The sequence below is a fragment of the Mesorhizobium sp. CNPSo 4688 genome, assembly GCF_057784295.1.
Genome location: NZ_JBWLUY010000006.1, coordinates 241551 through 262973, shown reverse-complemented (window position 1 = coordinate 262973; position 21423 = coordinate 241551). Strand labels below are relative to the sequence as shown.

16 protein-coding genes are annotated in these 21423 nt (G+C 62.9%); 8 read left to right on the top strand and 8 right to left on the bottom strand.

The features are described from left to right. The first annotated feature begins 20 nt into the window (after positions 1 to 20). Positions 21 to 1673 (top strand): FAD-binding dehydrogenase, encoded by a 1653-nt coding sequence (locus AC04SH_RS13420; RefSeq protein WP_488575371.1) that lies wholly within the window; start codon positions 21 to 23, stop codon positions 1671 to 1673. A gap of 159 nt (positions 1674 to 1832) precedes the next feature. Beyond that, complete coding sequence (locus AC04SH_RS13415) at positions 1833 to 2717, top strand: hypothetical protein (RefSeq protein WP_488575370.1); 885 nt, start codon at positions 1833 to 1835, stop codon at positions 2715 to 2717. Between the two features lie 44 nt (positions 2718 to 2761). Here AC04SH_RS13415 and AC04SH_RS13410 read toward each other — a convergent pair whose 3' ends face one another. From AC04SH_RS13410 to AC04SH_RS13400, 3 genes are read right to left on the bottom strand one after another with little or no spacing between them, the layout of a single operon-like run. Further along, on the bottom strand, positions 2762 to 4291 hold the full coding sequence (locus AC04SH_RS13410) for a hypothetical protein (protein WP_488575369.1): 1530 nt from the start codon (positions 4289 to 4291) through the stop codon (positions 2762 to 2764). Further along, positions 4288 to 5415, bottom strand: coding sequence for a glycoside hydrolase family 5 protein (locus tag AC04SH_RS13405; RefSeq protein ID WP_488575368.1), 1128 nt, complete (start codon positions 5413 to 5415; stop codon positions 4288 to 4290). Before AC04SH_RS13405 ends, AC04SH_RS13410 begins: the two co-directional genes overlap by 4 nt. A 3-nt stretch (positions 5416 to 5418) precedes the next feature. Further along, positions 5419 to 7566, bottom strand: a complete 2148-nt coding sequence (locus AC04SH_RS13400) for a GumC family protein (RefSeq protein ID WP_488575367.1) — start codon at positions 7564 to 7566, stop codon at positions 5419 to 5421. A gap of 233 nt (positions 7567 to 7799) precedes the next feature. On the opposite strand from AC04SH_RS13400, the gene AC04SH_RS13395 reads away from it, so the two are divergent. Then, positions 7800 to 9212, top strand: coding sequence for a lipopolysaccharide biosynthesis protein (locus AC04SH_RS13395; RefSeq protein WP_477231699.1), 1413 nt, complete (start codon positions 7800 to 7802; stop codon positions 9210 to 9212). Beyond that, a complete protein-coding gene (locus AC04SH_RS13390; protein WP_477231698.1) occupies positions 9209 to 10303 on the top strand; it encodes a glycosyltransferase family 4 protein in 1095 nt (364 codons plus the stop codon). Before AC04SH_RS13395 ends, AC04SH_RS13390 begins: the two co-directional genes overlap by 4 nt. Positions 10304 to 10415: 112 nt before the next feature. Here the strand turns inward: AC04SH_RS13390 and AC04SH_RS13385 are convergent, their stop codons facing one another. Beyond that, positions 10416 to 11918: a glucosamine inositolphosphorylceramide transferase family protein gene (locus AC04SH_RS13385; RefSeq protein WP_488575366.1), complete on the bottom strand. Its 1503-nt coding sequence runs from the start codon at positions 11916 to 11918 to the stop codon at positions 10416 to 10418. Positions 11919 to 12177: 259 nt separating this feature from the next. Between AC04SH_RS13385 and AC04SH_RS13380 the strand changes: the two genes are divergently transcribed. After that, a complete protein-coding gene (locus AC04SH_RS13380) occupies positions 12178 to 13326 on the top strand; it encodes a GNAT family N-acetyltransferase (RefSeq protein ID WP_477231696.1) in 1149 nt (382 codons plus the stop codon). A gap of 194 nt (positions 13327 to 13520) precedes the next feature. On the opposite strand, the gene AC04SH_RS13375 is transcribed toward AC04SH_RS13380, so the two are convergent. Further along, positions 13521 to 14747 (bottom strand): FAD-dependent oxidoreductase, encoded by a 1227-nt coding sequence (locus AC04SH_RS13375; protein WP_488575365.1) that lies wholly within the window; start codon positions 14745 to 14747, stop codon positions 13521 to 13523. Continuing rightward, complete coding sequence (locus AC04SH_RS13370; RefSeq protein ID WP_488575364.1) at positions 14744 to 15769, bottom strand: WecB/TagA/CpsF family glycosyltransferase; 1026 nt, start codon at positions 15767 to 15769, stop codon at positions 14744 to 14746. The genes AC04SH_RS13375 and AC04SH_RS13370 overlap by 4 nt, the downstream gene beginning before the upstream one ends. A 637-nt stretch (positions 15770 to 16406) precedes the next feature. Here AC04SH_RS13370 and AC04SH_RS13365 point away from each other — a divergent pair. Both AC04SH_RS13365 and AC04SH_RS13360 read left to right on the top strand, forming a co-directional pair. Continuing rightward, the gene (locus tag AC04SH_RS13365) at positions 16407 to 17459 is read left to right on the top strand and encodes a Dyp-type peroxidase (protein ID WP_488575363.1); all 1053 of its coding nucleotides are present in this window, start codon (positions 16407 to 16409) and stop codon (positions 17457 to 17459) included. Continuing rightward, complete coding sequence (locus AC04SH_RS13360) at positions 17456 to 18262, top strand: family 1 encapsulin nanocompartment shell protein (protein WP_488575362.1); 807 nt, start codon at positions 17456 to 17458, stop codon at positions 18260 to 18262. Before AC04SH_RS13365 ends, AC04SH_RS13360 begins: the two co-directional genes overlap by 4 nt. Before the next feature lie 39 nt (positions 18263 to 18301). Here AC04SH_RS13360 and dgoD read toward each other — a convergent pair whose 3' ends face one another. Further along, entirely contained in the window at positions 18302 to 19450 is a 1149-nt protein-coding gene (gene dgoD, locus AC04SH_RS13355; RefSeq protein ID WP_488575361.1) for a galactonate dehydratase, read from the bottom strand. 7 nt (positions 19451 to 19457) lie between these two features. Next, positions 19458 to 20147: a FadR/GntR family transcriptional regulator gene (locus AC04SH_RS13350; protein ID WP_488575473.1), complete on the bottom strand. Its 690-nt coding sequence runs from the start codon at positions 20145 to 20147 to the stop codon at positions 19458 to 19460. A 259-nt stretch (positions 20148 to 20406) separates the two neighbouring features. Here AC04SH_RS13350 and AC04SH_RS13345 point away from each other — a divergent pair, with 259 nt between their 5' ends. Then, positions 20407 to 21396: an arabinose ABC transporter substrate-binding protein gene (locus AC04SH_RS13345; RefSeq protein WP_477231691.1), complete on the top strand. Its 990-nt coding sequence runs from the start codon at positions 20407 to 20409 to the stop codon at positions 21394 to 21396. The last annotated feature ends 27 nt before the right edge of the window (positions 21397 to 21423 follow it).

Here is a 21423-nt window from a genome sequence, read left to right as displayed (position 1 = left end):
GCGAGACAGGAGCTACGACAATGGCTGACGCGGATGCAATCATCGTTGGCGGCGGCCTGGCCGGCCTGGCCGCCGCCGCGGAACTCGGCGATGCCGGCAAGCGCGTAATCATCGTCGAGCAGGAAGGCGGCGGTTTTCTCGGCGGCCAGGCATTCTGGTCGCTCGGTGGCCTGTTTCTGGTCAACACGCCCGAGCAGCGCCGCTTGCGCATCAGGGACAGCCGCGACCTCGCCTGGCAGGACTGGTTGGGCTCAGCCCAGTTCGACCGGCCCGAGGATCACTGGCCAAGGAAAGTGGCGGAAGCCTATGTCGATTTCGCCGCAGGCGAGATGCGGCCCTGGCTGCACGGCATGGGCATGCGTTGGTGGCCGGTGGTGGGCTGGGCCGAGCGCGGTGGCGCGCTGGCCAATGGCCACGGCAATTCGGTGCCGCGCTTCCATCTGACCTGGGGCACTGGGCCGGGCGTGGTCGCGCCGTTCGAAAGGCGCGTGCGCGATCACGTCGCCAAGGGGCTGATCACTTTGAAATTCCGCCATCAGGCCAGCCGGCTGATCAAGACCAACGGCGCGGTCACCGGTGTCGCTGGCGAAATCCTGGAGGCGTCCAACGTCGAGCGCGGCAAGCAGTCGAACCGCACGGTCGTTGGTGACTTCGAACTCTCGACCGGCGCCGTGATCGTTACCTCTGGCGGCATCGGCGGCAATCATGAGCTGGTGCGCAAGGTCTGGCCGGTCGATCGGCTCGGGCCGGCGCCGAAGCGGATGGTCGCCGGTGTGCCGCACCATGTCGATGGCCGCATGGTGGCGATCACGCAGGACGCCGGCGGCGCCGTGATCAACGCCGACCGCATGTGGCACTATGTCGAGGGGCTCAAGAACTGGAATCCGATCTGGCCGAACCATGGCATCCGCATCCTGTCGGCGCCGTCGCCGCTATGGTTCGACGCGCTCGGACAACGCATGGAGGCGCCGTTCTTTCCAAGCTTCGATTCGCTCGGCACGCTGAAGCGCATCCTGTCGACCGGGCACGATTATTCCTGGTTTGTGCTGACCAAGACGATCGCCTCGAAGGAGTTCGTGCTGTCGGGCTCGGAGCAGAATCTCGACTTCACCGGCAAGGATTGGCGGGCCGTGCTGAAGAACCGGCGCGGCGGCAAGGCGCCGCCATCGGTGGCGGCGTTTCTGGAAAAGGGCGAGGACTTCGTCGTCCGCGAAAATCTGGCTGATCTGGTCGCGGGCATGAACGCGCTCTCCGGCGACAATCTGCTCGACTACGACCGGCTCAAGGCTCAGATTGTGGCGCGCGACCGCGAGGTCGAGCATGCCTACACCAAGGACGCGCAGGTCACGGCCATCCGCGGCGCCCGCAACTACATCGGCGACAAGATTTTCCGGGTGACCAAACCGCACAAGATACTCGACCCCAAGCACGGGCCGCTGATTGCGGTGCGCCTCAACATCCTGACCCGCAAGACGCTGGGCGGCCTGCACACCAACCTCAATTCGCAGGTTCTCGACGGCAATGGCGAGCCCATTGCCGGACTCTATGCGGCGGGCGAAGTGGCTGGCGGCGGTGGCGGCGGCTATCACGGCTACAATGCGCTGGAAGGGACATTTCTCGGCAGCTGCATCTTTTCCGGCAGGAATGCAGGCCGGCACGCCGCGGGCAGGTGACAACCCTGGCCAACCCTGCCATCGACGCCGAGACAGGCCATCATCGGGTGCCATAGCGGGGATATTTCCCGACCGCAGAGGAGATTGTTAATCGTCCTGCGTTATTGGGAACCTGGGGGTGAATGGATCTGGTAATTTGATCGTGTTCGCGGGTCGACTATGGCAGTACTTGGTACCCTCCCTCCCGATCTCAACTGCCGGCCGATTCACCAGGCTGATTGGGACGGCGTAGCCGATTGCCTGCTCCGGGGCTTTCCAGAACGCAGCCGCAATTACTGGATGCGGGCGCTTGCCCGTTTGTCGCAGCGTCCCGTCGTCGCCGATTTTCCACAATACGGTTTTGCCTTGGAGAATGCCGGCCGGATCGTTGGCGTTGTGCTGACGCTCTACGCCCGCTTCCCTGGCCGTGAAGGCGATGAAATCCGCTGCAACATTTCCAGTTGGACGGTGGACGAAGGGTACCGTCCCCAGGCCATGAAGTTGATTTGGGCGATCCTCAGGCGCAGGGACGTGACCTTCACCAACATTTCGCCGGCGCCCGCGACATTGAAGGCCAACAAGGCACTCGGCTTTCAGCTTTTTTCCAATGGACAGTTTGCCTTCCTGCCCGCCTTGAGTTCGGTGCGGCGGTCGTGCCGGGTGCTTGAGGTTCGTCCCGATCTTGCCGAATTGGCGATGCTCTCCGACGGCGAAAGATACATCGTCCTGGAACACGCCGCGCTGGGCTGCATCTCTCTGGTCTGTATTTGCGACGGGGTGGCGTCTCCGCTGGTGTTGATGCCGCGCCGAATACTGCATGGTCTCATCCCCTGCGCCCAGATCGTCTATTGCCGCTCCCCGGCGGATCTGAGCCGATGTGCCGGCGCCTTGGGGCGCTTTGTCTTGCGAAGGGGGATCCTGCTTTGCCTTGTCGACGCCAAGGAGCCCATCCCTGGCCTGTTCGGCCGTTACTTCGCCAACCGGGGGATAAAATACTTCAAGGGTCCGAAGCCGCCGGCGCCTGGCGACCTGACCTTCACCGAGCTTGTGGTGTTCGGGCCGTGATCGCACTCTCTTTGTTTTAACGCAATTCCGGACGGAAAACCGTTTTACACTTTTCCTGGAATTGCTCTTTGCATCGCCAGTTCGCGCCAGCGCGTGCCCAGCGACACGCCGACGAGCAGCAGGCAGAAGCCGAGTGCAAGCGGCGAGTAGAAGGCTTCTTCCTGCAGCACGGCATTGGCCGAGATGGTGACGATGACGACGAAACCGAACAGGAAATCCGGGTCGCGGGTTTCGATCAGTTGACGCCGCGCCGCCATGGCGAGCGCCGCTAGGAAGCCGAAGAAGACAAAGCTGCCTATGCCCATCTGATAGAGCATGACGCCGACGGCGCTTTCGACGGGAACGGAGGCGACACCTTCCGCCTGGGCGTTGGTCCAGCTGAGATTGAGGCTGGTGCTCGACAAATTGCCGCCAAATCCCAGTCCCTGTCCAAGCGGGTTGGCCAGGAAGTCGCGCAGGCCGGCCGTCAGGCCAAGCACGTGATAGTCCCCATGCGTCGCCCCATAGCCGATTGCCGCGGTCGTCCAGACTAAAGCCAGGACTATGACGGCGGTGAGCGTAAAACCGACACGGGAGGGGCTGTAGATCAGACGCGTGGCGAGCGCGATGAGCAGCAGGAACGTCGCGCCCTTGGAGCCGATGACGAGCAGCAGCGGCAAGGCCGCAATGGGCAGCAGCCAGCGTCCCTTGAACAGCAGCCAGGCCGATATGATGCTGAGGGCATAGGCATAGCTGATCGGATGAAAATTCGGGCCGCCGACACGAAAGACCCTGGGCAGGATGTCGTTGAAGACCGGCGTGTTGAAGAAGGTCGTGGTCATCACGTCCTCAAGCCCACGGAAAACGAAGCCGGTCTCCTGCAGCGCCTTCTCCCAGACGCCGGTCTCGATCTGCCGCGATATGCTGCGTTCGATGTAAAGGTCGCCATGGAAGAGGCTGAGGAAATTCATCGTGAAGATCAATTCCAGATATCCGTAGACGACCGCGCCGGCACCGAGCCACAACATGCTCTTGCGCAGGTCGACCGGATAGAGGCTGGCGGCGAGCACGGCAATGTGGAAGCAGGCAAGCGGCGTGATCGTGTTGCGGAAATAGACGACCGCGTCCTTGGGCTGGCCGTGCACGACCCCCAGGGCGAGATAGAAGGTGATGGTTCCACAGAGCACGAGGCTGAGCAGCAGCCAGAAGCGCAATTCGACCAGGGCGCGCACGCGGTGCTGGAACGACGCGGCAAGGAAAATGCCGAAGGCGCTCATCAGGATGACGAAATTGGTACCGCGCAGCGAATCGAACGTATCGTTGTCTGGGATGTAAGGGGTGTACCAGGTGACCACGAGGTTCTGGTAGAGGAAGGCGCAGATGATCAGGACGGGAACGCCCGCGGGCAGGGCGTTGGACACGATTAGCGTCAGGAGGAAGGTCGCGGCAATGCCGAACGGGGTCCAGACGGCAAAGGCCGAAACCGTCAAGACAACAACGATCAGCGACACGCAGACATGCAGCAGTGCGTCGCGCGGGGCTGCCAGGCTTTGCGCGCGCAGGCCGACTGGCGGATAGGCTCCGGTGACGCTCATAGCTGGCCTGCCTCGCCCAGGAGGGCAGCCATCATCGAGGCGTCGAAGCCTTCCGTGCTCTGCCTGCTGGGGATGAAGCCAAAGCCCTGGTCGAGCTCCCAATAGGTCCAGCCGATATCGTTGGCTTCGGCGGCCTCGCGCACGGCGCGGACCCAGGCGGCGCGGCTTTGCGCATCGACGCAGAAATTGAGCACGCCGAATTCGTTCAGCATCAGCGGGCAGTCATGAGCCGCCGACCAGCGTGCGGCCTCGGCAAAGTTCGAAGCAATCGCGGCCTGCGTCCATGGGTTCGAAAGTTCTTTCTCGAGCAGGGAAGCGGCTTCTTCGTCGCCGGCAGTGCGCAGTCTTGCGATGAGGTCGCGGACCGCAGGGGTCTCCCTTGTCGCGGGAAAAGGCAGGTTGGCCATGCGGGCGAGCGGCGACGTATCCCAGTTCTCGCATTGATGGGTGAACGCCATAGGTGCGTAGAAATGGATGGCGGCGATCTGGTTGTCGTCGGCCAGAGGCGGCGTATCGGCTATTTCCCATATGCCCTGGAAGCGTGCCGGGCCCCAGACCAGTGTGTGGCGCGGACATGTTGCGCGCAGCGTCTCGGCAAGCCTGTCGCGCAGCGCCAGCCAGACGGCGCGCTCCATCGGCGGCTCGTTCAGCAGCTCCGGATAGACCGAGGCCGCCGGCAGATCGGCGATGACGGGACGCAAGGCCGTCCACGCCTGAACCACCTGTTCGCTTGCGGCTGCCGGATCGCGCTCGAAAGCGGCGTGAAGGTCGGCGGACGGGTGCATGTCGACGAGAACGGCAAAGCCCAACCCGGCAAGGTCGGCGACCCCGTCACGGATGCGGCGGAGCCCGACCGTGTCGCCGGCCGAGATAAGATCGCTGTTCACCGGCAAGCGGATGGTTTCGAACCCCGACTGGCGCAGCTTTTCCAGCGTCGCAGTGGCGGGAGCAGTCCCTGCCTGGCGATCGAGCCATCCCGGAAGGTTGAAGCCACGCGATGGAACGCTGCGCGCGATCGTCGTGGCGGAGGCCGGAAAGGGGAAGGTGGCAAGCACAGCCCCGCCGGCCAGCGCAAGCGCCTGCCGCCGTGACATCACTGGCAGCGATGTCAGCTCGGCCGGCACGGATCAGCTCCTCGCAGCCAAACTGCGGCGCCAATCGGCAGCGCCGGAAGGCGGCACAGGCGTGCGCGCGGCCGGCTGCGCGGTCTGCGGTGCGATCACCAGTGTGGCGCTGCGTCCGATCTGGGCGACGCCCAGCCGTTGCGCCAACAGGGCGGCAGCGTCGGCTGCCTGCTCCGACGGGGTCAGCGCCAGAAGTGTCAGATCAGCCCGCGTGAAAAACTCCGGGGACCAGGCCTTTTCGCTGAAGGCCGGGGCGCTGACGAGGATGAAGTCGAAGGCGTTTCCAGCCTCGGTCAGAACGTCGCCCAAGGTCCGGCCGCCTTTTTGCCCCTGCGGGCTGCAGATGGCGGTTCGCAGGCCGCTGGCGCTGTCGACGAAAATACCGGGGCCGTGGTCCGCCGAAGCCGACGGCTGGCCTTCGATCTCGACGACCAGCACGTTCTGCTCGACGCGTTGCAGGCTGATTCCGATCAATGCGCCGGCAAGCCTTGCCTCGAGGCTGCCGCGCGTCGAGGACACCACCAGCACAAAGGGTTTGGGATGGTCGTGCAGGCGCAGGATGATCTGCCGCATCAGCTTCAGCACGTCGCGCGAAAGCGCCTCGTCGCCGTTCTGGAACAGTGAGGCCCTGATTGCCTTGATGCCAGAAAGCGCCGTACCGCTGGCCGGCACGCGGTATTCGCCCAGGCTGGCCGGCAGCGGCTGGGGAGCCGGCTGGGCAGCGGCACGCGGTGCGTCCTGCCTCGGCTGGACCGCCGGCACCACTTCTTCCTTGGGCGCTTGCGGTTCGTCTTCGGGCCGGCGGACCGGGCCGAACGCCAGAGCGAGACCGCATCCGGCGAGAAGTCCGAGAACCGCGCTCACCGGCAGGAGCAGGGCCGGCTTCGGCCATGTCGGCTGCAGTGGCGGCGAAGCCTTGGCGATCGTGCGCGCCTCGGAGGTTTGGACGCCCTCCATCTGCGAGGTTTCCTTGGCGCGCTTCAGATAGTCGTCGAGGACGCCGCGTGCGGCCTGGGCCTTGGAGTCCAGCTGCCGTAGCTGCACCTGGGCAAGGCTGGAGTCGGAAGACTGCTGGCGCAGGGCTTCGAGCTTGGCCTGCAACTTGCCGACATTTTGCGCGGCAAGATCGTAGCTGGCCTTCAACTGCTGCCTGATGCGGTCGGCCTCGGCGCCCATGAGCCGGTTCATCCGTTCGAGCTCGGACCGCAACCGCGCGATCGCCGGATGGCGAGGCCCATACATGGTTTCGAGATTGGCAAGTTCGGCGGCGCGCTGGTTATAGTCGTCGCGCAATTTTATGGCCGAGTTGGAGGACAGGATTTCCGCCAGCCTGGCCAGACCCGCAGGCGAGCTGCCCACGGCAAGCGCCTGATTGTAGCGGTCCCTTGCCTGGTCGGCGTCGCCCTGGGCGGTGATCAGCTGCGTCGTCAGCTGGTCGAGCTGGAATTGCAGCGTGCCGCCATCGGTCGGATCGACGATCCTGTGCGTCGTCTTGAAATCCTCGACCGCGCGTTCGGCGTCGCTGACGTCCTTCTGCAGGCCCTTGATCCGGTCGTTGAGGAGGGAGTTCACATCGCTGTTGGCGCCTTCGCGCTCTCCGGCAAGGCCGGTCCGGTAGCGCTCGACGATGGCGTTGGCGATGCGCGCAGCCGTCTCCGGCGATTTCGAGGTGAAGCTGACATTGATGACATAGGTGAGCCCTTCGCGCTCCACCGATACCGCTTTTTGAAAGCGCTTGAAGGTCGCATCGCGCGTGGCCTTCTGGTCCGATCCGAATATGGAAAACAGCCGCGATACCAGGCCGCGGCCCGAGAATTCGGGGTCGTTCTCCACCTTCTGACCGTCGAATACGTCTCCCAGCAGATCCTGCGATTCGATGACGAAGACCTGGCTGGCAATGGCGGCGCTGTCGGAGCCGATGCCGGGAAGAACATTGTTGAAATTGGTGGAACGCGAATCGCGCGGGTCGATCAGGGTCGAGGCTGTTGCCGTGTAGCTCGGGCTGGTCACCAAGAGATAGAGCACCGTCAGCAGCAGCACGGCACCTGCAATGACAAAAATCATCAGGCGACGGCCCCAAAGAATCGCCCAGAGCGCCGCGATATCAAACAGCGGTGGAAGCGTGCGATCGTCGATGCTGGCAGGACTCATGATTTTTCCTCTGCAGAGTCACGTCACTCTACACCTCGCACTATTTCCCATTATCGTTAGCCCTTCGTTAAGGTTACCAAAGCGTTTCACCTTTGTATGCAGGGGCGCCAGTAACCATTCGTCGCGTTCGGGCTGGCGCTTGCGGGAGTTTTTGTTCTATTCAGGGACAGGTTTCAGGGTCGGTTCGGCTGCCGCGGGGGCAAGGCCATTGCCGGTCGTCACAGGAGCCGATCTTGGATGACAACATAAGCGACAACAAAGCCGCAATGGCTGGGAGCGGCAATCCGGCAGCCGACATGCGCATGTCCATCCCCGCGCTCGCCAGGAGCGGGGCGGTCGCGGGTGTGATCAAGCTCGCCAGTGCCGGCCTGTCGTTCCTGATGTTCGTGGCCGTGGCGATGGTGATGGACGAGCGGCAGTTCGGCCTCTACAGCGCCACATACGCCGGCGCCAGCCTGGTTTCTTTCTTTGCATCGGTTGGCCAGCAGAGCACCGTGCTCAGGTTCTGGCCGCAATATGCCGGCCTCGGCGACCTCAATTCGGCGCATGGCATGATGGCGCGCGCCATATTGGTGGCGCTGCTCGGGCTTGTCGTCTCCAGCCTGCTCATCCTGGTGGCGGGGTTTTTGCCGTTCGTCGGCGGCGGCACGCCCGAATGGCTATCACTGTGCCTGGCTGCCGCGGTGCTGTCATTCTCGCTCGGCTGGTCGGAATTCACCTCCGGCGCCTTCCGCGCCAAGCATGCACTCATTTACGGCCTGTTGCCGCGCGATATCATATGGCGGGCGGCGACCATTGCCGCCATGCTCGGGTGCCGCTTCCTGCATATCGAGATGGGTGCGGTCGCAGCGACCTTTCTGACCGCCGGGCTGCTCATCCTTTCGGTCGTGCCACAGACGGTGCTTCTGCTGCGCGAAACCGCGCGCGCCGAGCGCGGCCCGCTCAGCCCAGCGCAAAAGCAGGAATTCAAGACGGTGACACTTGGCCTGTGGGGCGTCACCTCGCTGCCGCCGGCGCTCGGCCAGGTCAGCACCTTGCTGGTGGCCATGATCCTGGGGCCGGTGCCGGCCGGCGCCATCTTCGTGGCCGACCGGACAACCCGTTTCGTGGCACTGGCGCTCAACGGCATCAACCAGGCGCTGGCGCCGCAGATTTCGAGCGCCTTCTACAGCGGCGACAGGGCGCATGTGCAGCGCATCACCAGCCTTGCGGCACTCGGCAGCTTCGCCATTGCGCTCTGCGTGCTGGCGGCGTTCTGGCTTTTCGGCGGCTTCATCCTGTCCATTTTCAATCCGGCCTATGACACGCCGACCATGCGTACGACGCTCGTCATCTTCGGCATCGGCGCGACTTTCGCCACCGCTTGCGGCCCGATCGAGATACTGCTGCAGCTGACTGGCCTGCAGCATGCACTGTTCAAAGTGCTGATTATCGTCAACGTGCTGGGGCTCGCCGCGACGGCCGCGACGACCTACTATTTCGGGCCGGTCGGCGCGGCGGTCACTATCGCCGGAACGGTGATTGCCTGGACTGCCATTGCGGTGTCGATCGCACGGCGCCGAATAGGCATAAACCCGTCCATCTTCGGCCTCGCGATGGGCAAGGCGGCAGCCGTTTCCCGTCCTGTGCTTAGAGACCGCACGTGAAGATCGTGCAGGTCCAGACTCAGGCGGAGGCGGCCGGTGCGCAACGCGTTTCCGACATGGTGGGTGAAGGATTGCGGGTGCGTGGCCATGATGTCCGCACCGTCTTCATGTACCGGAAGACCGACGCATTCGACCACGACGCCAGCGCCGATTTCATCCTTACCGAGCCGCCAAAAGGCTTGCCGGGACAGATCCGGGCGACCATCGGACTGGTGAGCTATCTGCGCAAGGCGCGGCCGGATGCCGTCATCACCTATCAGCATTATGGCAATATCTTCGGCACGATCGGCGCGCGACTGGCCGGGGTCAGGCAGATCGTCGCCAACCAGAGCGGCGCACCGCATACCAAGGGCACCATGGGCCTGCTCTCCCGGATCGACAAGCTGATGGGCGTGACCGGCTTTTATCACGCAAACATCGTCAACTCGGCCTGGACCGAAGCGCAATTCGATCACTATCCGCAAGCCTACCGGCGCCGCCTCCATCGCATCGATCACGGTGTATCGGCGCCGCGTGAGCAATTCGACAAGGCTGCTGCGCGTGCCCGCTTCGGCTTGCCAGGCAATGCGTGGCTTGCCGTCTCGTCCGGACGCCTGACGCGGACGAAGAACCAGATCGCGCTGGTCGGGGCACTTGCACGGTTGTCCGACATCCATGTGGCGCTGGCCGGCGTCGGACCGGAACTCGAGACGCTTGTCACCTTTGCCAGGGAGCGGGGCGTGGCGGACCGGTTGCATCTGGTCGGCGAAGTTCCGCCGGCACAGATTTTCGAATTCCTGGCCGCAGGCGATGTCTACGCCTTTCCGTCGACGAGCGAGACCTTCGGTCTTGCCTGTGTCGAAGCGGCGATTTCCGGGTTGCCGGTGGTGGCGAACAATCTTGCGGTGATGCGCGAGGTGCTGACCGCGCAGGACGGCGAACCGGCTGCGATCTTCGTCGAGGCCGACGCCGCCGGCATGGCCACGGGGCTTGCCGAGATGATCGCAAGGCCGGAGCTCATGACCAGGCTTTCGGCGGCCGGGCGGCGGCTCAAGGACAAGTACTCGCCGGCCCAGATGTGTGCCGGCTACGAGGCGCTACTGCTTCCCTAGAGCGGTTCACGGAAACGGTGAATCGCTCTTTGTCTTTTCTTTGCGCAATTCCCAAGGGAAAGCGCTGCGCGCTTTTCCCGGAAAAACCGCTCACACTTTTCCTGGAATTGCTTTAGCGCCTCCGCACCGCCGCGATCCCGTCGATCACTTCCAGCCTGCCGGCCCGGTTGAAAGTGTGGATCTTCGGGTATGGCCAGTCGCCATCGGCGACGATCGGCCGGGGTGCTGAAAGCCGCACCGTCTGCCGGTCGAGCTGCAACAGTTCGGAAAGGCCGAGGCCACCGCCATAGCCGAGCGTTCCGTCCTGTAGGGGAAGAACGATACGGCCGTCGCGGCTGTGTACGAAAGCGCCACCCGGACGCGCCATGCGATGGTCGATCAGGATTGGATTGCCGGCATGTGGCGTCCAGGGGCCGGTGAGGGCAGGAGCCGAAAACACCACCAGCGTGTCGGAGGTGCTGCCGTAGCCGTCGCGGTCGGTGGCGAAGAGCCAGAGCTGCCCGTCATGTTCGAGCAGCGTTGCGTCGGAAATCTCGCCCTCGACCAAAACGGTCTCGGCAGTCCAGCGATCCGGGAAAGCTGACGCGCGATAGAGGGTGAGCTTTCCGCTGGCGCTGGCTTCGGGAAGCATCCAGACTGCCCCATCACGCTCGAACACCTGGGGATAGGAGAGGTGGTGCGGTTCCTCCAGAACCACCCGCGGCGCCTCCGGAACGCCGTTGGCATCGAACGCAACGACCGAGATGACAGCCTTGCCGGTGGCATGGGGATAGTCCTCGACGAACAGGAACGACTGGCCCTGCCATTCGAACGGGAACGGATCGGCGTAGAAATGGTCGCCGGGGTCGGGCAGCACCGACCAGCCGCTGCCCAGCCTGCCGGTTTCCACGACGCCGGGGCTATCGGCAAAGCGGTAGCCGACCCGCCAATGCGCGTGGCGATAGCTGACGCGCCGGATGATTTCACGGCCAAGCCGCGGCAGCGCCGAACCGAGATAGGCGGGCAGGAATTGCATTGCCGGACCGCTGCGGGCTTCAGACGACGGTTCGTTCTGCAAGGGCCGGCCGTCGGCAAAAGCCTTGGCGATCGAGACGATCAGGGTAATGGCGCGTGCAAGCACATCTTCCGTTCCGAGCGCCACCGATTCCCGCTTGTCCATCATCGGCCGTGCCTGGCCGACCACTTTTCCATCAAGGACGGCATCGATAACAGGCAACTTTCCGGCCGCAACCACTGTTGCCACTGCAAGATCGGACCGAGACCCGTCGAACAGGAGGCCCATGGTTGGGACATCGGATAGCGGCGCATTGCCGGCAAGGTCCAGTCTGAGTGCTGCGGGCCGGCCGGCCGGCTGGACCGGAATCTCGTTCAGCGCTGCGGCCAGATTGGGACGGCGGCGCCGAAACAGCCGCTGTTCGAACGCGAACGCGGCTTTGGCCGACCCTGGCCAGCCTGCCGTTCCCGGCTGCTGCAGCACGGCGACATCGTGGCCGTCCGACTGCAGCCGCTCGATGACAATCTTCTGCCACAGGCGCGGGGTAGATTGCGGAACAATGACGTCGATCGCCAGCATGTCGTACCAGTTCGCGATTGTATCGGGACCCGGCCTGGACATTTGAAGAGAAATGACCGGTACAAACAAATGACTGACTGAAAAAACTTACCTTGCGGTTACTTGCAAGTCTGGCCATTCGGTTTACGGGAAGAACTTGACCAATCCTGCCGGGCAGTCGCGCAATGCTGGATTGACGGCAGATATGCAATCAGCGTTTGAGGCCCCGCATATACCAAGTTTCGAACATTCCATGTGGTTGACCTTGACGTGGAACGCAAGACAGCGTCGATAGACCATGCCCAGCCGGTTCGGACCATACATGTTTGAAGTCACAGTCGAGGATTCGTTTGATTTTCGTTCGAAGGAATATGCCGAGCTTTTCGCCAACTCGGCCGCGACCGCTTTTCAGCACCCCATTTGGCTCGCCTTGCTGTACGAGAAGATCGTCGGGCATGGTGCGGCCACGCCGCTGATCATTGTCGTGCGCACAGGCGGAAGACTGGCGATGGTCCTGCCGTTGGTCAGGCGTCGCTACACGCTGCTGAAGGTCGTGGAATTCGCCGACATGCGTGTTTCCGACTACATATCGCCGGTCGCCGACGAGGAGACGTTTTCGCGTATCGTGTCAGACGGCCGAACTGTGGCCGCTATCCAAAAACATCTGAAGCCCTATGATCTGCTGCGCATCGGCAAGTTGGCCGACCGCTCGCTGCCAATCGAGCGCCTGTTTGGCATCGACAAGCGTGAAAGCATGGGCATGAGCGCCTATTCCAGCAAGCTCGAGACGACATTCGCGGCGTGGCGCGAACATCAGCTCGACAATTCCTATCGCAAGGAGCTCGACAAGAAGTCGCGGCAACTCGGCCGGATGGGCCAGGCGCGTTTTGAATGTTCGGATAGTATCGACGCCATCCGGACGACATTCGATGCGCTCAAATTATACCGCGGCAAACGTTTCGACGGCAGCGACGGCCCGGCCGACCTGTTGCAGTCGCCGTCCTATTTCGAGTTCTATATGGCCGTGGCGGCCGAGGGATGTGGCGGTTTTGCCCGTACCTACACGTTCTGGATGGACGATCGGGCGATCGCCGGCGCGCTCGGTCTCGCACATCGTGGCTCGCTGCTGGTCATTCTCGGCGGCTTTGACGAGGCGGGTTACAGGAAGCAGTCGATCGGCAGCCTGATGTTCGAACAGATCGCCCGCGACTGCATCGAGCGTGGCGACCATTCGCTCGACTTCACGATTGGCGACGAACCCTACAAGATTACCTTTGGTGGCCGGCCATCGCCGATGTGGCAGATTTTCAGGGCCGGCAGCCCGCTCGGCTATGCCGCGCACATGACCGTCGAGAAACTGCCGGCGGCCAAGGTGCTGGCGCGGCGGCTGGTCGGGTCGCATGGCAAGAAGCCCAAGTCCGGCCGTACCGTGCTGCCGCAGGCGCCCAGCGACGAGGCGGCCGGCTCCTAGAGCGTTTCGCCGTTTCACGGAAACGGCGAACCGCTCTATGTCTTTGTTTTTACGCAATTCCGGACGGAAAACCCGCTCACACTTTTCCTGGAATTGCTCTAGAACAATTACAGGAAAAGGGTGAAGCGGTTTTTCGCGGGAAAGCGCGTTAGCGCTTCGCCGCGGAATTGCGTAAAAACAAAGATAGAGCCGTTTCAGGTCGTGGCTTCTATGCCTGGTTTGCTGAAACTCCGCAGCCTGGCGGCGAAAGCGGGGCTTAGAGTGTCGATCCTCTGCATGACGCGGCGGCGGCTGAAATGAAGCTGCCGGCGTGCGCGCCAGCGCAGGTCCGTGTCGATGGTCAGGCTGCGGCGAAAATCAGCCATATGCAGGCCGTGTTCGTCCATCGCCTGCTTTACCGGATCGTCGTAGAATGTTGTGATCTTGGCCGCCGTCATGCCGGGCGAAGCCATCCACTGCGGTACATGCACCGTGCACAGCCGCTCGACATCGGTGAGCAGCCGGCTGACGCCGGTTCCGGCGGCCGGACAAGAGGTCTGGTAGGCATCGCCGATCAAAACGATACCGTCGCGCACACAGTTCTGCGCCACGGTGATGTCGGTGAGCCAGCTGTCGACACGGTTGATGACTTCGAAATCGCCGAATGTCTTAACCAGCCCCGGCAGTGTTTCGATGAGCGTTTCCCGTGGACGTTCGCGCAGCGCCTTCACCCAGGGATCACGGTGATCGCGGAAGACGAACAGATTGGCGCGCGTGACGTCGGCGGCGGGAAACAGGGTCAGGTAGTCGATGCCGTCGGAGACCCGCTCGCCGTAGTAGGTGACGGCCGCGTGCTTGAAGGCGCTTATTCCCACCGGGCGCAGATTGAAGCCGAAGGTCAGCGACTGCTTCTGGTGAACGAAGTGGCGCTCGATGCCGACGTCACGCTTCAGAATGTCGCCCATGCCGGTGGCCAGTACGAGCAGCCGCGCGGTCACGTCGTGATGATCGAGGATCGACACGCGCTGGCGTTCCGCTCCTGTCTCCAGCCCGTTGACGCGGCCGGAGATGAAGCGAACGTTTTCGGGCAGTTCGGCACGCATGGCAGCTACGAGGTCATCGTAGAAAATGCCGTAGTGGCGCGCATGCGTGCGGTCGAGGACACGCCCCCTGCGAATGTTGACGATGTCGTCGAAGGCCACGGCCGCCGTCGAAAGCCTGTCCAGAAGGCCAAGCCGGCGCAGTTTTTCAATCTGGTCGCCGGCGACTTTCTCGACACGGAATTCCCTGGGAAAGACGGAATGGCGATCGATCAGGATGACGCTGTAACCGGCCCGTGCGAGCACATTCGCCGCAATGGTGCCGGAAAGTCCGGCGCCGACGATGGCGATCTCGGCATCGGTCCCTTCGGGCAGCGGACTGTGGCGGTGCTCGGCAGTCATTTGGAATACCTCAATAGGGCGTAGACGGCGCGGGGACTGGTGGTGAAGTAGCGCCAGAAAAGCCGGCGCGGCTCCATCATCACACGCCAGAGCCATTCGAAGCCAGCCTTCTGCACCCATAGCGGGGCGCGCCGGACCTTGCCGGCGATATGGTCGAAAAGCCCGCCCGACGTCTTGATCAGGCCGACATTGTGGAGCCGCGATGCATAATCGCGGATAAAGATCTGCTCGCGCGGCACGCCGAGGCCCAGCCACAATATGTCGGGCGCAAGCGCGTTGATCTCGTCTAGTTTCCTTTCAAGCGCCTGGCCGGCGAGAAAGCCGTGACAATTGCCGGCGATGCGCAGGCGAGGGTATTTGGCGCTGATGCGGGCGACAGCCTTGTTGTTCTCCGCCTCCGTCGCACCCAGCAGGTAGAACGTCGTGCCTTCCTGTTCGGCGAGCTTGGCCACATCATGGAACAGGTCAGTGGTGGCGACCCGCTCGGGCAGCTGCACGCTGCACAGCAGGCGCGAGGCGAAAACCAGCGGCTGGCCATCGGCGAAGATCTGGTCGGCCTGGCGAAATAGCCCGGCGACCTCCGTGTTCTGCCCCACCTGGGCGATGACATCGCCATTGGCGGAGGTGAAATAATAGGGACGGGTGTTGGGCAGATGCCCGCGCGCCGACGCGATCATCAGCCGGGCGGCGTCTTGCCGGTCGATCACGGTGATCGGCAAGCCGCCGAGCACAACCGTCGGCAAGGTGGGAAGCTGCGCGCCGGTTGTCACGCCTGCGGATGCGGTCTCGCCAAGCGAGCGGGGATGGGAAGCCTCACCTGCTGCAGACGCCTCGGGGCGCCGCGCATCCGCTTCGCGGATCGCGCTCTTACCCTCTTGAGACTTTTTTGAAACGTTGCGCATCGTGGAAGTACCCATTTCGAAGTATTCTAAGTAAAACGAGGGGAAAGTTAAGCGATACGTTAATAGGTAGTTAACGGGTAAACTTTTCATAAAATTGACAGATAAATCAATGTGTTGCATCGCCGCAGCGAAGCGTTGTCAAAATCGCGAAGAACGGACCATTTCAGGTCGAGTTTGTTTTTGGGACCTGCAGCAAAAAATCCAATTGGATCAACGCGATCTTTGCATTTTTTCGGCCTGCAGAATTCGATTGCAGGGTGGCGGGAAGTTTGGCGTTGAGAACGCCTGCGCAGCCGCCGGACGACATGGAAATGTCGACGCGGCCTGCGCCAAGAAAAGGTCGATGAGAACCGGATTTCTGTCATGTTCCATGGATAGCGATTGCCTTAGATTGGATGTCAAAAGCATCAACCGATCCGATGTTTTCAAGCAACCGCTTCTAGTAAAACTAGGTTGTTCTGGTTGCATTTACTTGCAGGCATCGTTCTCGTGCCATGCGTCGACAATTCGACGCCGCTGCTTTTCATAACCCGCTTCGCCCTGTCGGACCTGCCCGCGATACCGGTAATCGAAGGGCAGGCGCATCGTGAGGCAGTCGGATCAAAAATCCTTCCGACCTATCCCTTGGAGGGATGCCCATTGCGGCGGGAATACCGTATCGTCGAGGGCAGGCGCAAGCGCCAAATCCTGTGAACCAACCTGGGTAAGATGCTGCTTGATTCAGGCACCGCGTCAGAGGATACCGAACGGATCAAGCATGGAGTTCAGTTTGCCAGCCGTTGTTTCGCAACCGGTCGTCGCCCTCTTGACGCGGGCCGCGATTTTTCTTGTCGTTACGCTCAAACCCGGCCCCGAACACGACGCGACCGCACGCGGCCTGTGTGCCGATCTATCCGCGCTCAAGCGAGCGGTCGGTTTTCGCGACCTCGAGGGCGGGTTGTCCTGTGTCATGGCAATTGGCTCCGACGCGTGGGACCGGTTGTTTGCAATCCCAAAGCCTAGGGATCTGCATCCGTTCCGCGAGATCCGCGGCCAGCATCATGCTGTTTCGACGCCGGGCGACATGCTGTTTCATATCCGTTCGGCGCGAATGGACCTCTGCTTCGAACTGGCGACGCAGATCATGGCGCGGCTTGGTAGCGCTGTCGCCACGACGGACGAGGTGCAGGGCTTCAACTATTTCGACAACCGCGATCTGATCGGTTTCGTCGATGGCACCGAGAACCCGGTTGATCAGGGCGCGATCGACGCCACCATCATCGGCGACGAGGATCCTGGTTTTGCCGGCGGCAGCTACGTCATCGTGCAGAAATACCTGCACGATCTGGCGCGCTGGAACGAGGTGCCGGTGGCGGAGCAAGAGAAGATCATCGGCCGAACCAAGCTTTCCGACATCGAACTCGACGACGCGGTCAAACCGACATCGGCGCACAATGCGCTGACGTCGATCACCGAGAATGGCGAGGAGTTGGAAATCCTGCGCGACAACATGCCGTTCGGCGATGCAGGCAAGGGCGAGTTCGGCACCTACTTCATCGGCTATGCCCGCTCGCCGCGCCGCATCGAGCAGATGCTGGAAAACATGTTCATCGGCCGCCCGCCGGGCAATTACGACCGGCTGCTCGACTTCAGCCGCGCGGTGACCGGCACGCTGTTTTTTGTGCCGTCGGCGACTTTTCTCGAAGATGTTGCAGCGGATGCGACTGCCGCTCCGCCCGCGGCCCAAACCGAGGCGACGGATCAAACCCAGCCGCGCTCGCGCGATGGTTCACTCGGTATCGGATCTCTCAAGGATGTGAGGCAGACATGAACACACTTTACCGGGAACTCGCTCCCATTTCCGACGGCGCTTGGGCGCAGATCGAAGATGAGGCATCGCGCACGCTCAAGCGCCATCTGGCGGCGCGGCGCGTCGTCGATGTCGTCGGCCCGAAGGGTTTTGAGCTTTCGTCCGTCGGCACCGGCCATACCAAGCCGATCGCGACGCTAGGCGAGGGGGTTCAATCGACACAGCGCGAGGTCAAGGCGCTGGTCGAGTTGCGGGTTCCCTTCGAACTGACACGCCAGGCGATCGACGATGTCGACCGGGGCGCCACGGATTCAGATTGGTCCGCGGTGAAGGAGGCGGCGCGCAAGATCGCTTTTGCCGAGGATCGCTCGGTGTTCGACGGCTACGCCGCCGCCGGTATCCAGGGCATTCGGGAAGGCACCAGCAATCCGGCGGTGGCGCTGCCGGCCAATGTGATGGGCTATCCGGAAGCTGTTGCCCAGGCGGTCAGCCAGTTGCGGCTCGCCGGCGTCAGCGGCCCCTATGCGCTGGTGCTGGGTGCTGCGGCCTACACCGCCGTCAGCGGCGGCAGCGACGAGGGTTACCCGGTCTTCCATCATATCGAGCGCATGGTCGATGGCGGCATCATCTGGGCGCCGGCCATCGAAGGTGGGTTCGTGCTCTCCACGCGCGGCGGCGATTTCGAGCTCGATATCGGCCAGGACCTGTCGATCGGCTACCTCTCGCATTCCGGCACGAGCGTCGAGCTTTATCTGCAGGAGACATTCACCTTCCGGCTGCTTACCTCAGAGGCCTGCGTCACGCTGGCACCGCCGCGAAAGTGAACGCGAAGTCGTAACGGCTTGGCCGCAAGAGCGGCCGGGCTACCACTCGGCGAAGGAGCCGTCCTTGTGGCGCCAGATCGGGTTGCGCCAGCGGTGGCCTTCCTTGGCCCGCTCCTTGACATACTCCTCGTCGATTTCGACCCCGAGGCCGGGGCCATCGGGGATGGCGACATAGCCGTCCTCGTAGCGGAAGACGTCCTTGTTGGCGGCATAGTCGAGCAGGTCGTTGGCGGCGTTATAGTGGATGCCGAGGCTCTGCTCCTGGATGAAACAGTTGTAGCTGACGGCATCGAGCTGCAGGCAGGCGGCGAGCGCGATCGGCCCAAGTGGACAGTGCGGCGCGACCGCAATGTCATAGGCTTCGGCCATCGCCGCGATCTTGCGGCATTCGGTGATGCCGCCGGCATGCGACAAGTCGGGCTGGATGATGTCGACGGCGCCTTGCTCGAACACCGACTTGAAGTCCCAGCGGCTGTAGAGCCGCTCGCCGAGCGCGATCGGCGTCGAACCGAGTGCGGCGATCTCCTTCAGGGCATCGCGGTTTTCGCTGAGCACCGGTTCCTCGATGAACATCAGCCGGTACGGCTCCAACTCCTTGACCAGCATGCGCGCCATCGGCCGGTGGACGCGGCCGTGGAAATCGACGGCGATGCCGATGTTGGGGCCGACGGCCTCGCGCACCATGGCGACGCGCTCGACGGCTGCATCGATCTTGTCGTGGCTGTCGACGATCTGCAGTTCCTCGGTGCCGTTCATCTTCAGCGCCAGGAAGCCGCGCGCGACCACTTCCTTTGCGCCCGCCGCCACTTCCACCGGCCGGTCGCCGCCGATCCAGGAATAGACCTTGATGCTGTCGCGCAATTTGCCGCCGAGCAATTCATGCACGGGAACGCCGAGCGCCTTGCCCTTGATGTCCCACAGCGCCTGATCGATGCCGGCAATGGCGCTCATCAGGATCGGCCCGCCACGGTAGAAGCCGCCGCGATGCATCACCGTCCAATGGTCCTCGATCAGGCGTGGGTCCTTGCCGATGAGGTAGTCGCCAAGCTCCTTGACCGCTGCCTCGACGGTCAGCGCCCGGCCTTCGACGACCGGCTCGCCCCAGCCGGTGACGCCGGCATCGGTCTCGATCTTCAGGAACAGCCAGCGCGGCGGAACGATGTAGGTGGTGAGCGAGATGATTTTCATGCTGGTCTCAGTTGTTCTTGAGTTTCTTGGCGCTGAGGAGATCGCGCGCCGCAAGGTCGAGGATTTTGCTTGCCGCGGCGCGCGCCGCAGGGGCATCGCGCATGCGCAGCGCCTCGACGACTTCGCGATGCGCCGCAACCGCTTCCATGCGCCGTTCGAGCGAAATCGTCGCCGACGCCTCCAGCGAGAATTTCAGGCCGGTGTCGATCAGATTTCCGATCTGGCGGAAGATCGGGTTGTGGCTCGCGGCATAGACGATCTGATGGAAGACAACGTCGGAGCGCGAGAAGGTGGCGGGGTCCTCGCCGGCATCGGCCATGCCGCGCCATGCCGCTTCGAGGTCTGCGATCTCCTGCAGCGTCGCGCGCGTGGCGGCGAGCTCGGCGACCAGCGGTTCGATGGCGCGGCGGGTTTCCAGGATGGCGTCGAACAGCTTGTCGTCCAGCGCATGCGGCGCATGCCAGGCCAGCACTTGCGGGTCGATGATGTTCCAGTTGTCCTGTTCACATACAACTGTGCCGATGCGCGGACGCGACAGCACCAGCCCCTTGGCGGCTAGTACCTTCAGCGCCTCGCGGATGACGGTGCGGCTGACGCCATATTCGACGCCGAGTTCGTTTTCGGTCGGCAGGGACGAGCCGGCTGGATAGCGCCCGGAAAAGATGTCGGAGGCAAGCGCCTTGGTCACATCGGGCATAACGCGCGGACGGCGGGTGGGCGTGTCGCCCTGTAGCTTTTTAGACGTCTCGGTCACCTCAGCCCTCCTCCAAGGCGGCGAAACCGCTGATCTCGCACAACCGGTCCGGCCTTACCGGATGCGGATGATTTGCGCCAGCGATCCCTTGTCTGAGCATGTAGCTTAATTATCATACCAGATCAATTGACGAGTATGATAAAAACAATTAGAGACTCCAGCACCCGGGCCTGAGCGCCCGGCCTATCGCTGGGAGGTAATCATGCGACTTTTAAAGACCGCGCTCGTCGCGGGCGCCCTTGCCGTGCTGTCCGTCACGACCATCGCTGCATATGCTCAGGACACCAAGATCGGTTTCATCGTCAAACAGCCGGAAGAGCCGTGGTTCCAGGACGAATGGAAGTTCGCCGACCAGGCCGCCAAGGAAAAGGGTTTTACGCTGGTCAAGATCGGCGCCGAGGACGGTGAGAAACTGATGTCGGCGATCGACAATCTCGGCGCGCAGGGCGCGCAAGGTTTCATCGTCTGCACACCGGACGTGAAGCTCGGCCCCGGCATCGTCGCCAAAGCGGCCGCCAACAATCTCAAGCTGATGACCGTCGACGACCGTCTGGTCGGCGCCGACGGCAAGGCGCTGGAAGACGTGCCGCATATGGGCATTTCGGCGACCAAAATCGGTGAGGCCGTCGGCCAGGCGATCGTCGACGAAATGAAGGCGCGCGGCTGGAAGGCCGACGAGGTCGGCGCCATTCGCGTCTCCTACGACCAGCTGCCGACCGCCGTCGACCGTGTCGAAGGCGCCATCTCGGTGCTCAAGGCGAACGGCTTCAAGGCCGAGAATATCTTTGATGCGCCGCAGGCCAAGACAGACACCGAGGCAGCGCTCAATGCTGCAACGGTGGTGCTCAATGCCCATGCCGACATCAAGAAGTGGGTCTCCTTCGGCCTCAACGACGAAGCGGTGCTGGGCGCCGTGCGTGCCTCCGAAAGCGTCGGCATTCCGGCTGACGGCATGATCGGCGTCGGCATCGGTGGCGCGGATTCGGCGATCAATGAGTTCAAGAAGCCGACCGCCACCGGCTTTGTCGGCACGGTGATCATCTCGCCGAAGCGGCATGGCTACGAGACGGCGCTCAACATGTATGACTGGGTCGCCAACAACAAGGAACCGGAGAAGCTGATCCTGACCGCCGGTGCGCTCGCCAAGCGCGACGACTACCAGAAGGTCCGCCAGGGTCTCGGCATCGAATAATCCTCCCTGTACAAACAGGCGGCGGCT